Raw genomic sequence first — 16,308 nt, forward strand, 5'->3', positions numbered from 1 at the left:
CGCTATGAGGATGTTTACGCCCGCTCATAAACCGGGCGTTTGCGCCCCTCACCCCTGATGCTCGGCGCCGATCCCCTGAAACATGGCGCGCAGATCGACAGTGCTTTTGTTGCCGATCGCGTCATAGTTTGTCTTGAGCCAGGCCTTGGCGGTGTCGCGCCCGATGTCGCGCAGGCGGGTCAGAAAGGCCCATTCCACGTTCATCTTCGACGAGGCGCCCATCGGCTTGAGCGCGTCCTCGTTTTCCATGATATGCACCCGCACGGGGCGATAGTGATCGGTGCTAAGCTTGCCGTCGCGGATCAGCCGATCCACGAAATCAATCGCGCGCAATTCCTTGAGAAGGCTGGAATTAAAGCTGATTTCATTGAGGCGATTGTCGATTTCCTGCGGCGTGCGCGGCGCGCCCTTGCGTTCGATCGGGTTGATCTGGACAACCACGATATCGTCGGTTTCAGTCTCGCCATATAGTGGGAACAGCGAAGGATTGCCCATATAGCCGCCATCCCAATACGGTACGCCGTCGATCTCGACCGCCTGATAAAGGCTTGGCAAACAGGCCGAGGCCATGACCATATCCGAGGTCAGCTTGTCACGTGGAAAGACCTTGACCTTGCCGGTCTCGACATTGGTCGCCGAGATGAAAAGTTTGAACGCGGTGCATTTGCGCACCATCTCGAAATCAATGCTCTCCTCGACCAGATCACGCAGCGGATTGATGTTCATCGGGTTGAGCTGATAGGGCGAGGCAACCCCGGAAAGCGCATTCATGAAGTGGTAAAACGGGTTGTTCTCAAGCCCCCAGTTGCCGGTCAGACGGTCCATCGGGGTGCGTTGCAGCGGGCTTTGCTGCGCGCTCTTGCTCATGCAGCGCCAGAAATAATCAAGCGCCGCGCGCGCGCCGTCCGGCCCGTCGCGGGTATAGCCGTCGGCCAGGGCCACGGCGTTCATCGCCCCTGCCGAAGTACCCGAGACCCCGGCGATACTCAGGCGCCCGTCTTCCAGAATGTGATCGAGCACCCCCCAAGTGAACGCGCCATGCGCGCCCCCGCCCTGCAAGGCCAGATTGATCGCTTTGGTGGTTTTGCTCATCGGTACTTTATCCTGCATCCAAAGGGGGAAGGGCTATTCTGCATTTATAGCGATATCAGGCCAGGTAGCCATGCACCACCCGGCTATAGGCCCGAGAGGTGATCCGGTTCGCTTGAACAGTATCGAGCCGTTTTTTTGAGCATGTCATTCAAAAGCGGGAACCGGTTTTGAGCGTCTCGAACATGCGACATCCACCCGTTCATGCCGCGACCGGGATTGGGTGCAGCAAGGCCCAAATGCCCGAATACGATTCTACGCAAAAGAAAAACGCAGGCCGTGGCCTGCGCTTCAATGTGGTGCAATCGAATGCTTGTTAACGGCTCGACCGCGAATTTTGAACGCTTTCAGCGTCGCATGAGCCATTCTGCCTCGCAAGAGCTATTTTGAGTTAAGTTGGCTATGATGAATGCACCCCTGTCGAGGGGATTGTGGAGTTTTAGATGCGGCTTGGTCTTGTTCGCGAAGGCTACGGGCGGCTTGGTCTGACCGCGACAACCCGGATATTTGCCGCACTTGAGGATCATGTCTGCACCTATAATGAGGCTGTTGCGTCCTGCGGCTGGCGTCATTCAGACGGGCCTACAGGGGAAGGGTTGGAAAACCTGCCGTACTACGGCGAAATTCTGGATCGCCATGTCATTTCGGGCACCGGGATAAAGACCGACGATGACATCACCCGCTATGGCCGTATCACCAATCCGACCGTCCATATCGGTCTGAACCAGCTGCGTCGTCTGGTGAACAAGATCATTTGCACCTATGGTCGCCCCGACGAGATCGTCGTTGAACTTGCGCGTGATCTGAAACAGTCCGAGGACCAGAAACGCGAGGTGCAAAAAATCATCAAGCGTAACACCGATGCGGCAATTGCGCGGGGCAAGAAGCTGGTCGAGGATCTGGGTCAGAAAGATACCGGTGCCAACCGGATGATCCTGCGCCTGTGGGAAGACCTTGGCCATGATGTAATGACCCGGAATTGCCCCTATACCGGCAAGCGGATCAGCGCGACAATGCTGTTTGACGGCTCCTGCGATATTGATCACATCCTGCCCTATTCGCGCACATTGGACGACAGCTTTGCCAACCGTACGTTGTGCCTGAAAGAAGCCAATCGGCAAAAGGCAAACAAAACACCGTGGGAGGTTTGGGGCGATACCCCGCAATGGGAGGTCATTGCCGCCAATCTCAAAAACCTGCCCGACAACAAATCCTGGCGCTTTGCCCCGGATGCGATACAGCGATTCGAGGGTGAGAATGACTTCACCGCCCGGGCGCTCAAAGACACGCAATATCTGTCACGCATCGCGCGCAGCTACCTTGATGCGCTCTATAATGGCGGCGATGGCAAAAGCCATGTCTGGGTTGTCCCCGGTCGTCTGACCGAAATGCTGCGCCGTCATTGGGGCCTGAACGGCCTTGGAGCCCTGACAGACTGCGATGCTCAGACTGTCAAAGCCAAAAACCGTACCGACCACCGGCACCATGCCATTGATGCCGCCGTTATCGCCGCCACCGACCGCAGCCTGATCAAACGCATCAGCGACATGGCAAAGCGCGACGAAAAGGCCGGGGCCGAAGAGATTGCCCGCTCTGTGCCACCCCCGTGGGAGGGTTTTCGCGGCGATATCGCGGCCCGGATCCGGCGCATCATTGTCAGCCACCGCGCCGACCATGGGCGCATCGACCCGGCTGCGCGCAAGTTAGGCAAAGACAGCACCAGCGGGCAGTTACACAATGACACCGCCTATGGGCTGACGGATGCGGGCACGGTGGTTAGCCGCAAACCGCTCATGTCTCTGAAACCAAATGATATCGGGGTTACGACACGCGGTGCTAATATCCGTGATCCACAGCTGCAAAAGCATCTGCTGCGTGTCACCCGCAGGCTGGAGGGAAAAGCGTTCGAAAACGCTCTGCTGGATTTCGCAAACACGCGCAAATTGCCCGACAACAGCGACAACCCGTATTTCGGGCTCAGACGTGTACGGCTCGAAGAGACCTTACAGGAAAGCGCCCGGATCGAAGTGCAGGATCAGAATGGCACGTCATTCAAAGCCTACAAAGCTGGAAGCAATCAGTGCTACGAAATCTGGCGCTGCCCTGACGGGAAGATCAAGCCACAGGCTATTTCAACATATGAAGCCCATCAAACGACGGTCGAGCGCAAACCCCATCCTGCTGCAAAACGACTTTTGCGCGTTTACAAGCGTGATATGGTGGCGATCGAGCGCAATGAGCAAATCATCATTTGCTATGTCCAGAAACTGGACGTTGCCAATGGCCTGTTTCTGGTCCCTCATACAGAAGCAAACGCCGATGCTCGCAACTCCGACAAAACGGATAGTTTCCGTTTCATCCAGATGAGTGCCGGCCCCCTCATCAAAGCCAAAGCGCGTCGAATTCACGTCGATGAAATGGGCCGCATTCGCGACCCCGGCCCACCCAGGTAGCAACTTGATTCGGTGTTTTGACGAATAACATATATACTCCAATGTGTTAGCGATTCGCATGGGGGCGTGAAAGGCTAACCAGTGGATCAGATCATCGACATTGCGACCGATGGGCGCCACCTGTCGCGCGACCGGGGATTCATGAAAGTCTCCGAAGGCGGAACAGAGATTGGGCGCACGCCCCTTGACCAGATCGCGGGTGTCATCGTGCATGCCCATGGCACAACCTGGTCCACATCCCTTCTGTGCGAACTGGCAGGCCGCGGCGCGCCGGTTGTGCTCTGCTCCTCAATTCACGCGCCAAAATCTGTTTTGTTACCGATTGAGGGCCACCACGCGCAAGGCGCACGTATGCGCGCACAATGGCAGGCCAAGACACCGCTGATCAAACAGGCCTGGAAGCAGATTGTGACTGCAAAGGTGCTGATGCAGGCCGCAGCACTTGCGGCAATTGGTGAGCCCCCCTGAGCCGCTGACACTGGCCGGATTGGGCACATGAGCCAGCCCGCAACCTTCCTTTCAGGATACCGTCTCATGTGGGTACTTGTGATGTTTGACCTCCCCACTGATACCAAACCGCAGCGCAAAGCGGCCGGTGATTTCCGAAATTTCTTGCGTGATGAAGGCTTCGAACGCAGCCAGTTCTCGGTTTATGCGCGCTTCGTCAATGGCAAAGAGGCCTTTGCCACACGCGTGAAGCGAATCTCACGTCATCTACCCGATACTGGTGATGTTCTGATGCGATTCGCGCCAAAACCCTTGAATAGCCTTCGGATAAGAACCTGTATTATCAGGGCCTTACCCGAAGAACTATTGTAGCCGTTCAAAATTCACAGTCCAGCCGCAACGTGCGGGCTGGGTTAAAGGCCCAGTTTCTGCGTGATGATCTGGTTCACGGCCTTGGGGTTTGCCTTGCCGCCGGTGGCCTTCATCACCTGCCCGACGAACCAGCCCGCAAGCTTGGGATTGGCCTTGGCCTTTTCGACCTGCGCGGGGTTGTCGGCGATGATCTGATCCACCGCGGCCTCGATCGCGCCGGTATCGGTGACCTGTTTCATGCCTTCGGTTTCGACAATCTCGGCCGGATCGCGACCCGTGGTATAGGCGATCTCGAACACGTCCTTGGCAATCTTGCCGCTGATCGCATCCGAGCCGATAAGATCAACGATTCCGCCCAGTTGCGCCGGGGTTACCGGGCTCTGGGTGATGTCCAGATCGTCCTTTTTCAACCGGCCAAACAGCTCGTTGATCACCCAGTTCGCGGTCTGCTTGCCATCGCGCCCCTGCGCCGCCGCGTCGAAAAAGGCGGCGTTGGCCACATCGGCGGTCAGCACAGAGGCGTCATATTCGCTCAGGCCGAACTCTTTGACAAAGCGCGCCTTTTTCTCATCCGGCAGCTCTGGCAGGCGCGCGGCGATCTCGTCGACCCAGGCCTGATCAATCTCCAGAGGAAGCAGGTCGGGATCGGGGAAATAGCGGTAATCATGCGCCTCTTCCTTTGAGCGCATCGAGCGGGTTTCGTTCTTGTCGGGATCGTAAAGCCGGGTTTCCTGCACCACCTCGCCACCACCCTCGACAATCGCGATTTGGCGGCGGGCCTCGACCTCGATCGCGGCCTGAATAAAGCGCATCGAGTTCATGTTCTTGATTTCACAGCGCGTGCCGAGATGCGCGAAATCCTGGGTTTCCATGTATTTCTCGTATTGACCGGGCCGACAGATCGATACGTTCACATCGGCGCGCAGGTTGCCGTTTTGCATATTGCCATCGCAGGTGCCCAGATAGCGCAGGATCTGGCGCATCTTGGTGACATAGGCGGCGGCCTCTTCGGGGCCGCGAATATCGGGGCGGCTGACGATCTCCATCAGGCAGACACCGGTGCGGTTGAGATCGACAAACGACATCGTCGGGTCCATGTCGTGGATGGATTTGCCGGCGTCCTGCTCCATGTGAATACGCTCGATCCGCACAAGCCGCGCGATCCCCGGCGCCATATCGACGAGAATTTCACCCTCACCGACAAGCGGGTGATAAAGCTGTGAAATCTGATAGCCCTGCGGCAGATCGGGGTAAAAGTAATTCTTGCGGTCAAACGCCGACCAGAGGTTGATTTTCGCCTTGAGGCCAAGGCCGGTGCGCACCGCCTGTTCGACGCAGAATTCGTTGATTACCGGCAACATGCCCGGCATCGCCGCATCCACAAAGGCCACGTTCGAATTCGGCTCGGCGCCAAATTGCGTCGAGGCGCCGGAGAAAAGCTTGGCCTTCGAGGCGACCTGGGCATGCACCTCCATGCCGATCACCAGCTCCCAATCATGTTTCGCGCCTGCGATCACGCGCGGTTTGGGCGCTTCATAGGTCAGGTCCAGCATCATCTCGCTCCGGGTTTGTCAACGCCCGCGTTTTAGGACAGCCCGCGCAAGGGGGCAAGCCGGAAAGGGATTTGCCAATTGCCGGGATCAGCTGTTCCGGTATGCGTAGGGTGGGTGAAACCCACGCGTGTGCGGTAAGATTTCAAACGTCGGTTAACCTTTCGGGATTCATAGACCTTTTTCGCAGCTTCGTTTGTCGTTCCATCCTGAAACTTGGCGAATACACCATAGGTGAGAATAAACCTGAAGGTTGAAAAGTACCCAAATTCTAACCAACCTTGGTCTTCAGAAATAGCCTCACCAAGTTTAAGGCAGTTCCGTAGTTGCCAGAAAAACACCAATCTTCTCACAGCGTGCACATTCTGCGTCTCAATCCACCGGACCAGTGTATTCTCTACATTCGTCGCCAAACTCATATCTCCGCCACTTTGGACCGTTAAGGCTTAGTTGATCATGCGTGATCCCACCTTGACCAACCCCCAATTCCCATACATATCCCAATCCATGACAGACCTCGCACATATCCGCAATTTTTCGATCGTGGCGCATATCGACCACGGGAAATCCACGCTGGCTGACCGGTTGATCCAATCGACCGGAACGGTACAGGACCGCGATATGAAAGAGCAGATGCTTGATGCGATGGATATCGAGCGCGAGCGCGGGATTACCATCAAGGCCAATACCGTTCGCATCGACTATAAGGCGCAGAACGGCGAGACCTATGTTCTCAACCTGATCGACACCCCCGGCCACGTCGATTTCGCCTATGAGGTCAGCCGGAGCATGCGCGCCGTAGAGGGCAGCCTTCTGGTTGTCGACAGCACGCAAGGCGTCGAGGCCCAGACTCTTGCCAATGTCTATCAGGCGATTGACGCGGGTCACGAGCTTATCCCGGTGCTCAACAAGATCGACCTGCCCGCCTCTGAGTGTGATCGCGTTGCCGAGCAGATCGAGGATGTGATCGGCATTGATGCCAGCGGCGCGATCCGGGTCTCGGCCAAGACCGGCGTCGGCATTCCCGAAACGCTTGAGGCGATTGTCGCCCATCTGCCCGCCCCCACCGGTGACGCAAATGCGCCACTCAAGGCGATGCTGGTCGATAGCTGGTACGATTCATACCTCGGCGTGGTCGTGCTGGTGCGGATCATGGACGGTATCCTGAAAAAGGGCGACCGGGTGCGCATGATGCAAAACGGCTCGGTGCATGGGGTCGAACGGATCGGCGTGTTTCGCCCCAAGATGGAAAAGGTCGAGAGCCTCGGCCCCGGCGAAATCGGCTTTATCACCGCCTCGATCAAACAGGTGCGCGATACCAAGGTCGGCGATACCATCACCCATGACAAGGCGCCCTGCGACACGCCCCTGCCCGGCTTCAAACCCTCGGTGCCGGTGGTGTTCTGTGGCCTGTTCCCGGTCGACAGTTCCGAATTCGAGGATCTGCGCGAAGCGATTGAAAAGCTGGCGCTGAACGATGCGAGCTTCAGCTACGAGATGGAAACCTCGGCCGCGCTTGGCTTTGGCTTTCGCTGCGGGTTCCTCGGCCTGCTGCACCTTGAGGTGATCCGCGACCGGATCGAGCGCGAATATGATATCGAGCTGATCACCACCGCGCCCTCGGTGATCTATCACGTCTTCATGAAAGACGGCACGATGGAACCGCTGCACAACCCCGCCGACATGCCCGACCTGACCTATGTCGATCACATTGAAGAGCCGCGCATCAAGGCGACCATCCTGGTGCCGGATGAATATCTCGGCGATGTGCTGAAACTTTGCCAGGATCGCCGCGGTATTCAGCTTGACCTGACCTATGCGGGCAGCCGCGCGATGGTGGTTTATGACCTGCCGCTCAACGAGGTGGTGTTTGATTTCTATGACCGGCTGAAATCGGTGACCAAGGGCTATGCCTCGTTTGATTACCAGATGGAGGGCTACCGCGAGGACCTTCTTGTCAAGATGTCCATTCTGGTCAATGACGAGCCGGTTGATGCGCTGTCGATGATGGTCCACCGCGACCGGGCCGATATGCGGGGCCGCGCAATGGTGGAAAAGCTCAAAGAGCTGATCCCGCGCCACATGTTCAAGATCCCGATCCAGGCGGCCATCGGCGGCAAGGTCATCGCCCGCGAGACATTGTCAGCCATGCGCAAGGACGTGACCGCCAAATGCTATGGCGGCGACGCAACCCGCAAGAAAAAGCTGCTGGAAAAGCAGAAGGCCGGGAAGAAGAAAATGCGCCAGTTCGGGAAAGTGGATATCCCGCAAGAGGCGTTTATTTCGGCGTTGAAGATGGATAGTTAAGCTATTTCGCAGCAAATTATGGGGATTTATGTTTACTGGTTATGTATTTGGCTGAGCTTTGAAGATCAGGAAACATCGTCATTCGATTGACTCCCATGCGGTCAAGCTCCTCGCGAAAAAGAGGTTTCAGCTTCTTTGGGACAACAAATTTCTTCATAGAAAACTTTGAAGACTTAGCTAAGTGTGAGAGGACACCGGAAACAATAAACGCCCCCGATTGAGCTGTGATCCTTTTGTTGTTCCGCATCGGCAAAGCCAGATAGTTACTATATAAATCTATAGGCTGAATTTTATTTTCAAAGTACGGTTTTTCTTGCCGAACAAATTGTACAAGTCGTCGCACGGCTTCCAACTCATTGAACTCATCCACATTAATTTTCTTAACAAGATCCTTCCTTTTCCGCTCAAGCATTATGAAACTACGAATCTCCTCCTTTTCTGCGTGGTTCAGTTTGGCTAAATTGCAGATGCAACTGAGGGTATCACTCTCAAAACCCTTAATACGAGTACTATCAACATCGAATCGGATTACCGCTCCATCTACCGTGTCTGTGCCATCGTCGTTTGCTTCTGTAGCGAAGAAAAGACCCGCGATCGAACTTAAAGAAACATCTAAAAGGCGAGTTGGCAGCCCATGGTGTTGCGCCTGAACAAGGCTTTCAAATGCGCTTCGGTGTCCCACAAACTCCTCTGGGTGAAACGACATCAACTCACGGAGGATTATGTTTTCTGACTTCTTTACCATTAAGTCTTTTCTGAAGACAGATGGCTGAATTCGATATCTTTCATCTTTGTGGCCCCTGAAGTAAATATTCACACCCATCGAGCCAATGGTTGAAAGCTTCTCGATATAGTCGGACACAGATCGTACTTCTTGGCTAATTGTCTTCCTCATTAGGTTGCCTTTGCCAATCTCGATTCAACAGAAGAGTGTCGCATTGAGTGGTTGCTGTCTACACGTTAAACAATCGGCTCATAATTTCTTGTTGCAACATAGCAAGCGTAGGGTGGGTGCAACCCACGCGTCCTCCATATCAACCCGCTCCGCCTTGATATCCGTCACAACGCGTGGGTTGCACCCACCCTACGCCACATAACGGCCCTCGCGCATGTCGCGATGCACGGTGGAGTATGGCCAATCCTCGGGGCGTTCGGCCAACTCGTGTTTCACCGGATTGAAATGACAATACGCCACATGGGTCTGGAAATCGGCGCTATCGCGGATCGCATGCTCCCAAAACCGGCGTTGCCAGATGCCTTTCTCGCCCCGGCGGGCCTTGCTTGGGCTGACCTGCCCTTGCGCCCTGCAATGTTGCGAAAACACGCCCTTGATCTTTTTCCACCGGATTGAAAAATCGGCGTCACCTGCTGGCAATGTCCATACCGCATGAATGTGATCAGGCAGAACAACCATCGCCTCGCAGATCACTGGATGGTGCGCGACAACGGCCCCATAAACAGAGCGGAGCAGGTCGATCTCATCCACAAGCGTGCTGGCCCCGCGATTGGCAAGGGCAACAGTAAAGAAATACGTTCCACCCGGAACAAGGAGACGTCGATACCGAGACATGCCGGTATCGTTCCGCACATTGGTTAATTTAACGTGTAGGGTGGGTGAAACCCACGCTCTTTCTTAAAAAATCCCGTCACCGCCCTTTTTATCCTCGCTCGCCTTATCCACGGCCACGACCGTGCCAGCGCCCATGCCGGCAAGGACGACGGGGGCACAGCCCGAAAGGGCCAGAGTGCCAATGGCAAGGGTCGCAATGACCAAAGGGGGTAGTTTCATGTCTGCTCTCCTGAGGGTATCAAAATCAATCCCTCACATCTCTAGCACAGCCGTGATCTGTCTGACATCACCTATGCGGGCGCCACGCCGTTTTTGACATCTGTTCAGAGCGTGGGTTCCACCCACCCTACAATCGGCCTATACCGCAACCAAACAACAACTTTTGGATATGCCGCCATGCCTTGCGCCCTTTGCTCTGCCGATGCCCCCTTGTCTTCTTTTGCCGTCACCGGCGGCCCCGACGGGGCCAGCGTCGAGATTTGCGGCATTTGCGAGGCGCAGATCAATGGCACGCCCGAGCCCGATCACTGGCGCGCGCTGGCCTCGACCATGTGGTCCGAAAACCCCGCGACCCAGGTCATGGCCGCGCGCATGCTGGCGCGCCTCGCCGATCAGGACTGGGCCCGTGATCTGGCCGATCAACTCTGGCTTGACGATGACACCCGTGCCTGGGCCGAGAACCTGCCGCAGGCCAGCGATCACAAGGACAGCAACGGCGTGCCCCTTGCCCAGGGTGACACCGTTGTTCTGATCAAGGATCTGCCGGTCAAGGGCGGCGGCTTTACCGCCAAGCGCGGCACCGCCGTGCACCGCATCTCGCTTGTCGCCGACAACCCTGCGCATATCGAGGGTCGGGTCGAAGGCCAGCGGATCGTGATCCTGACCGAGTTCGTCAAAAAGCGCTAAGCGGGTTTTGGCCGTGCGCGCCCGGTTGCCTCGGGATAGAATGAACGCAGGGCCAATGCATGGTAGATTATCGCATCTGTCATCCAGAAGGAGAGATGTGATGAAACACCTTACACTTGCCACCGCCCTGTGCCTGATGTCAGCCCCGGCTTTTGCTTTTCACTGCCCGATGGACATGGGCGAGATTGATGCCGCCCTTGCCGAGGGAACAACCCTGTCCGAGGCACAGCTTTCAGAGGTTCAGAGCCTGAGGGCCGAGGGAGAAACGCTGCATAACAGCGGCGATCATCAGGGCGCCGTCGATACGCTGGCCAAAGCCAAGGCCATTCTGGGCATCAACTGATCCGTCAGGTTACCGTGGCGCGGGCTTCGTCGGTATTTTACCCTCGCGACCCGCGCCCTTGATGATTTCGCGGGCTGACATGGATCAAGGTGCGGTAGGCAAAGTTTTGCAATACCCCTCTGGCGACGCAGGTTTAGTCTTAGGAGGATCCCATGCTCCGGCTTGGTTTGATTTTGCATCTGTTCATCGGGTCTACCCTTGCCGGGTCGGCCATCATTGTGGCGCTTGTGATGGGGCAGGATACCATGACCCCGATTCTGATCGCGGCGCTGCTTGGGTTTTTGATCGCCATTCCAGCGACCTGGGTGGTGACGAAAATGATCTACGAAAACCAGTGATCAGCCCAGCCAGGTGCGCACAGCAGCCTCGAACTCGCGCGGCTTTTCGGCATGAAGCCAATGCCCCGCGCCGGGAATCTTGGCGAATTGAGCCGCCGGGAACAGGGCCTTGATCCGAGGGCGGTCGTCGCGTTTGACATAGTCCGACATCGCCCCCGACAGGAACAGCGTCTTGCCCTCGTAAGCCGTTGAAAGGTCGGGAAAGCCAAGGATATGCGGCATGTCCCGTTCCAGCACATCAAGGTTCAAAAGCCAACGCTTGTTCTTGACGTCAAGCGCCTGAAGAAAGAACGGCACCAGATCGGGGTTATCCACCAGCCCCAGCAATTGCTCGCCCGCGTCAGAGCGTTTGGTCACCACGCTCAGATCGACCGCCTTCATCGCCTTGATATAGTGGATTTGCGTGTGCTCATAGGCCACCGGCGCGATATCGGCCACGACAAGGCGGTTCACAAGATCGGGCCGCGTCAGTGCAAGCACCATCGCCGCCTTGCCGCCCATCGAGTGGCCAAGCACATCATAAGGCCCCTCAAGCTGTTCCAGAACCTCGGCCAGATCACCGGCCATATCGGTATAGGATTGGGTGTCCTGCCAGGCACTTGCGCCGTGGTTGCGCATGTCCACCGCGACCACGTGGCGGGTGTCGGACAGCCGCTTGGCGATCACACCCCAATTGCGCCCCGACCCATATAGCCCGTGCGCGATAAGCAATCCGGGGGCGTCGGTGCGCGCCCCATGTTCGATCATATTCAACATGACCCCTGAATATCGCCCCGATCCGCCAAGGACCAGCCCTATTGAGCGGCACGCCCCGAACGGCTAGACTATTCTCAGGAGACCACCAATGTGATCGACACCGATGATTTCAATACCAGGCTTGAGCGGCTGCAAACCGCCCTGCGCGAGCGGATGCGCCTGCGCGGGCGCACACTTGAGGCGCAATTGCGCCGTGCCGGGCGCCGCCTCCCGAAACGGCAACGCCGCGCCGGTGCGATCGTGCTTGGCGCGCAGGACTGGATGGCCCACCCCAAACTTGCGCGGGTACTGGATATCTCACAGGTCAACGCCGCCTTTGCCGACCTGCATGCCCATCTTGACACCATCGACCCCAAGGAAGACCGCAAGACCGCCATTCTGCGGCTCTTTGGGGGCGTGGTTCTGAACCTTGCCCTTCTGGTGATCCTGCTGGTTCTGGTAATAAAGTGGCAAGGCGCCATGTAAGCCCTTGTAAGCGCGCATTTTGCTTTGAAAACAGAAGAGAGACGGGGCCATAAGACGTTCAGACAGCAGCAGGAGATGCGGCTTTCACTCTCCCGACTGCGCCGAAACAGGGGCTTTCTTGGTCCATGCCTCGCCCAGATACGGCATCTGGGCCTTGCCGTCTTCCTGCGGCAACCCATAGCTCAACCCGCGCCCGATCCGGTGGACAAGCGCCGACCAGGCCTGTGCCAATGGCGGTGGCAACTCTTGCTCCAGCACCGCGTCAAACAGCGACAGCCAAACCGGAAAATGCTGGGTCTTGACGTTCCCCGCCGCCATATGGGCCTGCATCGGGTTGCCATCATAACAGCGTTGCAGCAGCAGGGCGTTGCGCCAGAACCGCCCGATCTTTTCTTCATGCGCGGGCCAGTCTTCTATATGTGCGGCAAAGATTGGCCCAAGCGCCGGGTGCGCCCGAACGCGCGCATAAAACTGCGACACGACCCGGTCGATCTGCGCCTCTGTGACGGGGATGCGCGGGGGCATCATCACACCACGACGAACCAGACGACAAGCAGGCTCAGCACAAGATAAACGAGCGTGTTCACCATCCAGCGGATCAGACCCGCCTCGCCTTCCGGGTCAACCCCCAGACGTTCGCAAGCTTTGGTTCCGGGCCATAGAAATGCTTCGGACAGGGTCATTTGGCAGACTCCTTAACAGGTATTCATGATGCGCATTATATACCGCTTTTAATTGCGCATTGTAAATGCTAAATTAACGGCATGCGACTGGACAAATTCACCGATTACGCCCTGCGCGTCCTTATGACACTAGCGGTACGTGCGCCCGCACGGGTGCCCACCTCAGAGATCGCGGCCTTGCATGGGCTGTCCGAACACCACTTATCGAAGGTCGCGACCCAGCTTGCCAATGAGGGGTTTGCCGCCTCGGAAAGAGGCCGCAAAGGCGGGCTTACCCTGGCGCGTCCGGCGGAGCAGATCCGCATCGGCGATGTCGTGCGCGCGATGAAGCGCAATGATCCGGTGGTGGAATGTTTCGGGATAGACAAATCCTGCCTTATCCTGCCCGCCTGTGGGTTGCGCGAGCCTTTGGCAGAGGCGCAGGAGGCGTTCTTTGCGACGCTCGACCGCTATACGCTGGCCGATGTGACACGTTCGCGACGTGCCCTTGCCGCATTGCTTGATGCGTGACCGGCATCTGCCGGCGAATACCCTAGGCCAATCATGGCACCCGCATCAAAAAACCCCGCGCGGCATCGGCCACGCGGGGTTTTGTCTCTCAAGCGGAAGACCTCAGAGGTTCGGATAAAGCGGGAAGCGGGCGCACATGGCCGCGACTTCACCCTTAACCTTTGCCTCAACGGCGCCGTTGCCCTCTTCGCCATTGGCGGCCAGACCATCAACCACCTCGATGATCCAATCGGCGATCTGGCGGAATTCATCCTCGCCAAAGCCGCGGGTCGTACCGGCAGGCGAGCCTAGGCGAATACCGCTGGTCACGGTCGGCTTTTCGGGATCAAACGGCACGCCGTTCTTGTTGCAGGTGATATGCGCGCGGCCCAGGGCCTTGTCCACGATATTGCCGGTGACACCCTTGGGGCGCAGATCGACCAGGACAACATGCGTGTCGGTGCCATGCGTGACCGTATCAAGACCACCCTTGATCAACTGATCGGAAAGCGCCTGAGCGTTCTTGATCACCTGCTGAATATAGGTCTTGAACTCGGGGCGCAGCGCCTCGCCAAAGGCAACCGCCTTGGCGGCGATGACATGCATCAAGGGGCCACCCTGAATGCCCGGAAAGATCGCCGAGTTGAACTTTTTCGCCAGCGCCTCGTCATTGGTCACGATCATGCCACCGCGCGGGCCGCGCAGGGTTTTATGCGTGGTGGTGGTCGCCACATGCGCATGCGGGAAGGGGCTGGGATGTTCGCCCGCCGCCACCAGACCGGCAAAATGCGCCATGTCCACGTGCAAATAGGCGCCAACGCTATCGGCAATTTCGCGCATCCTGGCAAAGTCGATCTGGCGCGGAATGGCAGAGCCGCCCGCAATGATCATCTTGGGTTTATGCTCGGTCGCAAGCGCCTGAACCTGATCGTAATCAATCAGGTTATCCTGTTTGCGCACACCGTATTGAATGGCGTTGAACCATTTGCCCGACTGGTTGGGCGCCGCGCCGTGGGTCAGGTGACCCCCGGCATCAAGGCTCATGCCGAGGATGGTATCGCCGGGCGTCAACAGCGCCTGAAACACGCCCTGGTTGGCTTGGCTACCCGAGTTGGGCTGAACGTTGGCAAAGTCACAGCCAAACAGCTTGCAGGCCCGCTCAATCGCCAGATTCTCTGCGATATCAACATATTGGCAGCCACCATAATAGCGCCGACCGGGATAGCCTTCGGCGTATTTATTGGTCATCACGCTGCCCTGTGCTTGCATCACGGCGGCAGAAACAATGTTCTCTGAGGCAATAAGCTCGATCTCGTCGCGCTGACGGCCAAGCTCGGCCGTGATCGAACCGAAAAGCTCCGGGTCGCGGGAGGACAGGGATTCGGTGAAAAAGCCTTGGTCTGCAACAGGCTGGTTTCCATCATGGGGCATTTTGACAACTCCGAAAAGGGGTGAATTTGATGGATTTCCTATAGGAAACCCGGAGGCTTTGAAAGAATGTAAAGCGACAAAACCCGACGACAGACCGGCATGTCTGGTCTATGGGGTGAATTTATGGTTCGATCCGCGCCATGACATCGCCCTTTGGAAACAGGACCGCCGCCGCATGACCCGCAAGATTGCCTTTTTCGCCAGCGATGCGCCCACCGCACAGACCGCGCTTGACGCGCTTGTCCTGCGCTTTGGCCAGACCCCCGAGGCCGAGGCTGATGTGATCGTGGCGCTTGGCGGTGACGGGTTCATGCTGCATACGCTGCATCGCACGCAAAACCTCGACATTCCGGTTTACGGGATGAACCGTGGCACGGTCGGCTTTTTGATGAACGAATATGGCGAAGATGACCTGCTGGACCGGCTTGAGGCCGCCGTGGAAGAGGTGATCAATCCACTGTCGATGCGCGCCGAATCCCGTGATGGCAAGATCCACACCGCGCTTGCGATCAACGAGGTTTCGCTTTTGCGCGCCGGGCCGCAGGCCGCCAAGCTGCGCATCAGCATCGACGGGCGAATGCGCATGCAGGAACTGGTTTGCGACGGCGCGCTTGTCGCCACCCCCGCCGGATCGACCGCCTATAACAATAGCGCACATGGCCCGATCCTGCCGATCGGCTCGGATGTTCTTGCGCTGACGGCGGTGGCGGCGTTCCGGCCGCGCCGCTGGCGCGGGGCGCTGTTGCCCAAGGCCGCCGTGGTGCGCTTTGACGTGATCGAAGCCGACAAACGCCCGGTCATGGCCGATGCCGACAGCCGCTGGGTGGAAGACGTGATCTGGGTCGAGATCAAATCCGAGGCCCGGATTTCGCACCGTCTTTTGTTCGATGCCGGCCACGGCCTTGAAGAGCGCCTGTTGCGCGAACAGTTCACCTGAGGGCGCGGACCTGTTCGTTGGCTGAAACCTTTGGATGGCGGCTTCGAGCCGATTCTGTGGAAAAACACCGTGTTTCTGGTGCAGAAAGTAGCATCCAAATGTGGGCGCGAGCGCCTTTCTTATCAGGCTTTGCGCGTTTGCTGCGGTGCAGGAAAGATCTTGGCTAGTTTGC

At 57.4% G+C, this 16,308-nt stretch carries 19 protein-coding genes; 10 read left to right on the forward strand and 9 right to left on the reverse strand.

Going from position 1 to position 16,308, the window contains the following annotated elements; genetic code table 11:
- Nucleotides 1–48: 48 nt before the first annotated feature.
- Nucleotides 49–1,092 carry a patatin-like phospholipase family protein gene (locus BMZ91_RS19960; RefSeq protein ID WP_092842351.1) on the reverse strand — a complete coding sequence of 348 codons (1,044 nt, stop codon included), beginning with the start codon at nt 1,090–1,092 and terminating at the stop codon, nt 49–51.
- Between the two features lie 440 nt (nt 1,093–1,532).
- Between BMZ91_RS19960 and cas9 the strand changes: the two genes are divergently transcribed.
- The 3 genes from cas9 (at nt 1,533) to cas2 (ending at nt 4,361) form a co-directional block, all read left to right on the forward strand.
- Nucleotides 1,533–3,542 carry a type II CRISPR RNA-guided endonuclease Cas9 gene (gene cas9, locus BMZ91_RS19965; protein ID WP_092842352.1) on the forward strand — a complete coding sequence of 670 codons (2,010 nt, stop codon included), beginning with the start codon at nt 1,533–1,535 and terminating at the stop codon, nt 3,540–3,542.
- 81 nt (nt 3,543–3,623) lie between these two features.
- On the forward strand, nt 3,624–4,010 hold the full coding sequence (locus BMZ91_RS19970) for a CRISPR-associated endonuclease Cas1 (RefSeq protein WP_245736498.1): 387 nt from the start codon (nt 3,624–3,626) through the stop codon (nt 4,008–4,010).
- 27 nt (nt 4,011–4,037) lie between these two features.
- Nucleotides 4,038–4,361, forward strand: coding sequence for a CRISPR-associated endonuclease Cas2 (gene cas2 / locus BMZ91_RS19975; RefSeq protein ID WP_245736499.1), 324 nt, complete (start codon nt 4,038–4,040; stop codon nt 4,359–4,361).
- Between the two features lie 41 nt (nt 4,362–4,402).
- On the opposite strand, the gene gatB is transcribed toward cas2, so the two are convergent.
- Nucleotides 4,403–5,914, reverse strand: coding sequence for an Asp-tRNA(Asn)/Glu-tRNA(Gln) amidotransferase subunit GatB (gene gatB / locus BMZ91_RS19980; protein ID WP_092842365.1), 1,512 nt, complete (start codon nt 5,912–5,914; stop codon nt 4,403–4,405).
- Between the two features lie 504 nt (nt 5,915–6,418).
- Here gatB and lepA point away from each other — a divergent pair.
- Nucleotides 6,419–8,218: a translation elongation factor 4 gene (gene lepA, locus BMZ91_RS19985; protein ID WP_092842354.1), complete on the forward strand. Its 1,800-nt coding sequence runs from the start codon at nt 6,419–6,421 to the stop codon at nt 8,216–8,218.
- Nucleotides 8,219–8,234: 16 nt separating this feature from the next.
- Here the strand turns inward: lepA and BMZ91_RS19990 are convergent, their stop codons facing one another.
- The 3 genes from BMZ91_RS19990 to BMZ91_RS21565 form a co-directional block, all read right to left on the reverse strand.
- Nucleotides 8,235–9,080, reverse strand: a complete 846-nt coding sequence (locus tag BMZ91_RS19990; protein WP_177193939.1) for an FRG domain-containing protein — start codon at nt 9,078–9,080, stop codon at nt 8,235–8,237.
- Nucleotides 9,081–9,302: 222 nt separating this feature from the next.
- The gene (locus BMZ91_RS19995) at nt 9,303–9,788 is read right to left on the reverse strand and encodes an REP-associated tyrosine transposase (RefSeq protein WP_092842356.1); all 486 of its coding nucleotides are present in this window, start codon (nt 9,786–9,788) and stop codon (nt 9,303–9,305) included.
- 63 nt (nt 9,789–9,851) lie between these two features.
- A complete protein-coding gene (locus BMZ91_RS21565; protein ID WP_177193940.1) occupies nt 9,852–10,007 on the reverse strand; it encodes a hypothetical protein in 156 nt (51 codons plus the stop codon).
- A 177-nt stretch (nt 10,008–10,184) separates the two neighbouring features.
- Between BMZ91_RS21565 and BMZ91_RS20000 the strand changes: the two genes are divergently transcribed.
- The 3 genes from BMZ91_RS20000 (at nt 10,185) to BMZ91_RS20010 (ending at nt 11,375) form a co-directional block, all read left to right on the forward strand.
- Entirely contained in the window at nt 10,185–10,694 is a 510-nt protein-coding gene (locus BMZ91_RS20000) for a PhnA domain-containing protein (RefSeq protein WP_092842357.1), read from the forward strand.
- Nucleotides 10,695–10,794: 100 nt separating this feature from the next.
- Nucleotides 10,795–11,037, forward strand: coding sequence for a hypothetical protein (locus BMZ91_RS20005; protein WP_092842358.1), 243 nt, complete (start codon nt 10,795–10,797; stop codon nt 11,035–11,037).
- Between the two features lie 152 nt (nt 11,038–11,189).
- A complete protein-coding gene (locus BMZ91_RS20010) occupies nt 11,190–11,375 on the forward strand; it encodes a CTP synthetase (protein WP_092842359.1) in 186 nt (61 codons plus the stop codon).
- Here BMZ91_RS20010 and BMZ91_RS20015 read toward each other — a convergent pair whose 3' ends face one another.
- The gene (locus BMZ91_RS20015) at nt 11,376–12,131 is read right to left on the reverse strand and encodes an alpha/beta fold hydrolase (protein WP_092842360.1); all 756 of its coding nucleotides are present in this window, start codon (nt 12,129–12,131) and stop codon (nt 11,376–11,378) included.
- Between the two features lie 90 nt (nt 12,132–12,221).
- On the opposite strand from BMZ91_RS20015, the gene BMZ91_RS20020 reads away from it, so the two are divergent.
- The gene (locus tag BMZ91_RS20020; protein WP_092842361.1) at nt 12,222–12,596 is read left to right on the forward strand and encodes a hypothetical protein; all 375 of its coding nucleotides are present in this window, start codon (nt 12,222–12,224) and stop codon (nt 12,594–12,596) included.
- Between the two features lie 84 nt (nt 12,597–12,680).
- Here BMZ91_RS20020 and BMZ91_RS20025 read toward each other — a convergent pair whose 3' ends face one another.
- Together BMZ91_RS20025 and BMZ91_RS21570 are read right to left on the reverse strand one after the other, a co-directional pair.
- Nucleotides 12,681–13,124, reverse strand: coding sequence for a group III truncated hemoglobin (locus BMZ91_RS20025; RefSeq protein ID WP_092842362.1), 444 nt, complete (start codon nt 13,122–13,124; stop codon nt 12,681–12,683).
- Nucleotides 13,124–13,279 carry a hypothetical protein gene (locus BMZ91_RS21570; RefSeq protein ID WP_177193941.1) on the reverse strand — a complete coding sequence of 52 codons (156 nt, stop codon included), beginning with the start codon at nt 13,277–13,279 and terminating at the stop codon, nt 13,124–13,126. Before BMZ91_RS21570 ends, BMZ91_RS20025 begins: the two co-directional genes overlap by 1 nt.
- An 81-nt stretch (nt 13,280–13,360) precedes the next feature.
- On the opposite strand from BMZ91_RS21570, the gene BMZ91_RS20030 reads away from it, so the two are divergent.
- Nucleotides 13,361–13,789 (forward strand): RrF2 family transcriptional regulator, encoded by a 429-nt coding sequence (locus tag BMZ91_RS20030; RefSeq protein WP_092842363.1) that lies wholly within the window; start codon nt 13,361–13,363, stop codon nt 13,787–13,789.
- A 102-nt stretch (nt 13,790–13,891) separates the two neighbouring features.
- On the opposite strand, the gene glyA is transcribed toward BMZ91_RS20030, so the two are convergent.
- Nucleotides 13,892–15,199: a serine hydroxymethyltransferase gene (gene glyA / locus BMZ91_RS20035; protein ID WP_092842364.1), complete on the reverse strand. Its 1,308-nt coding sequence runs from the start codon at nt 15,197–15,199 to the stop codon at nt 13,892–13,894.
- A gap of 175 nt (nt 15,200–15,374) precedes the next feature.
- On the opposite strand from glyA, the gene BMZ91_RS20040 reads away from it, so the two are divergent.
- Nucleotides 15,375–16,136, forward strand: a complete 762-nt coding sequence (locus tag BMZ91_RS20040; protein ID WP_092842366.1) for an NAD kinase — start codon at nt 15,375–15,377, stop codon at nt 16,134–16,136.
- The last annotated feature ends 172 nt before the right edge of the window (nt 16,137–16,308 follow it).

The organism is Roseovarius lutimaris (assembly GCF_900115165.1).
GTDB classification, from domain to species: domain Bacteria; phylum Pseudomonadota; class Alphaproteobacteria; order Rhodobacterales; family Rhodobacteraceae; genus Roseovarius; species Roseovarius lutimaris.

Excerpts from the sequence above, each read along its gene's own strand:
- BMZ91_RS20040 (WP_092842366.1), top strand. The coding sequence starts at position 15,375 with ATGACCCGCAAGATTGCCTTTTTCGCCAGCGATGCGCCCACCGCACAG.
- glyA (WP_092842364.1), bottom strand. The coding sequence starts at position 15,199 with ATGCCCCATGATGGAAACCAGCCTGTTGCAGACCAAGGCTTTTTCACC.
- BMZ91_RS21565 (WP_177193940.1), bottom strand. The coding sequence starts at position 10,007 with ATGAAACTACCCCCTTTGGTCATTGCGACCCTTGCCATTGGCACTCTG.
- BMZ91_RS20025 (WP_092842362.1), bottom strand. The coding sequence starts at position 13,124 with ATGATGCCCCCGCGCATCCCCGTCACAGAGGCGCAGATCGACCGGGTC.
- gatB (WP_092842365.1), bottom strand. The coding sequence starts at position 5,914 with ATGCTGGACCTGACCTATGAAGCGCCCAAACCGCGCGTGATCGCAGGC.
- BMZ91_RS20030 (WP_092842363.1), top strand. The coding sequence starts at position 13,361 with ATGCGACTGGACAAATTCACCGATTACGCCCTGCGCGTCCTTATGACA.
- BMZ91_RS19995 (WP_092842356.1), bottom strand. The coding sequence starts at position 9,788 with ATGTCTCGGTATCGACGTCTCCTTGTTCCGGGTGGAACGTATTTCTTT.
- cas9 (WP_092842352.1), top strand. The coding sequence starts at position 1,533 with ATGCGGCTTGGTCTTGTTCGCGAAGGCTACGGGCGGCTTGGTCTGACC.
- BMZ91_RS20005 (WP_092842358.1), top strand. The coding sequence starts at position 10,795 with ATGAAACACCTTACACTTGCCACCGCCCTGTGCCTGATGTCAGCCCCG.
- BMZ91_RS20000 (WP_092842357.1), top strand. The coding sequence starts at position 10,185 with ATGCCTTGCGCCCTTTGCTCTGCCGATGCCCCCTTGTCTTCTTTTGCC.
- lepA (WP_092842354.1), top strand. The coding sequence starts at position 6,419 with ATGACAGACCTCGCACATATCCGCAATTTTTCGATCGTGGCGCATATC.
- cas2 (WP_245736499.1), top strand. The coding sequence starts at position 4,038 with ATGAGCCAGCCCGCAACCTTCCTTTCAGGATACCGTCTCATGTGGGTA.
- BMZ91_RS20015 (WP_092842360.1), bottom strand. The coding sequence starts at position 12,131 with ATGTTGAATATGATCGAACATGGGGCGCGCACCGACGCCCCCGGATTG.
- BMZ91_RS20010 (WP_092842359.1), top strand. The coding sequence starts at position 11,190 with ATGCTCCGGCTTGGTTTGATTTTGCATCTGTTCATCGGGTCTACCCTT.
- BMZ91_RS19960 (WP_092842351.1), bottom strand. The coding sequence starts at position 1,092 with ATGAGCAAAACCACCAAAGCGATCAATCTGGCCTTGCAGGGCGGGGGC.
- BMZ91_RS21570 (WP_177193941.1), bottom strand. The coding sequence starts at position 13,279 with ATGACCCTGTCCGAAGCATTTCTATGGCCCGGAACCAAAGCTTGCGAA.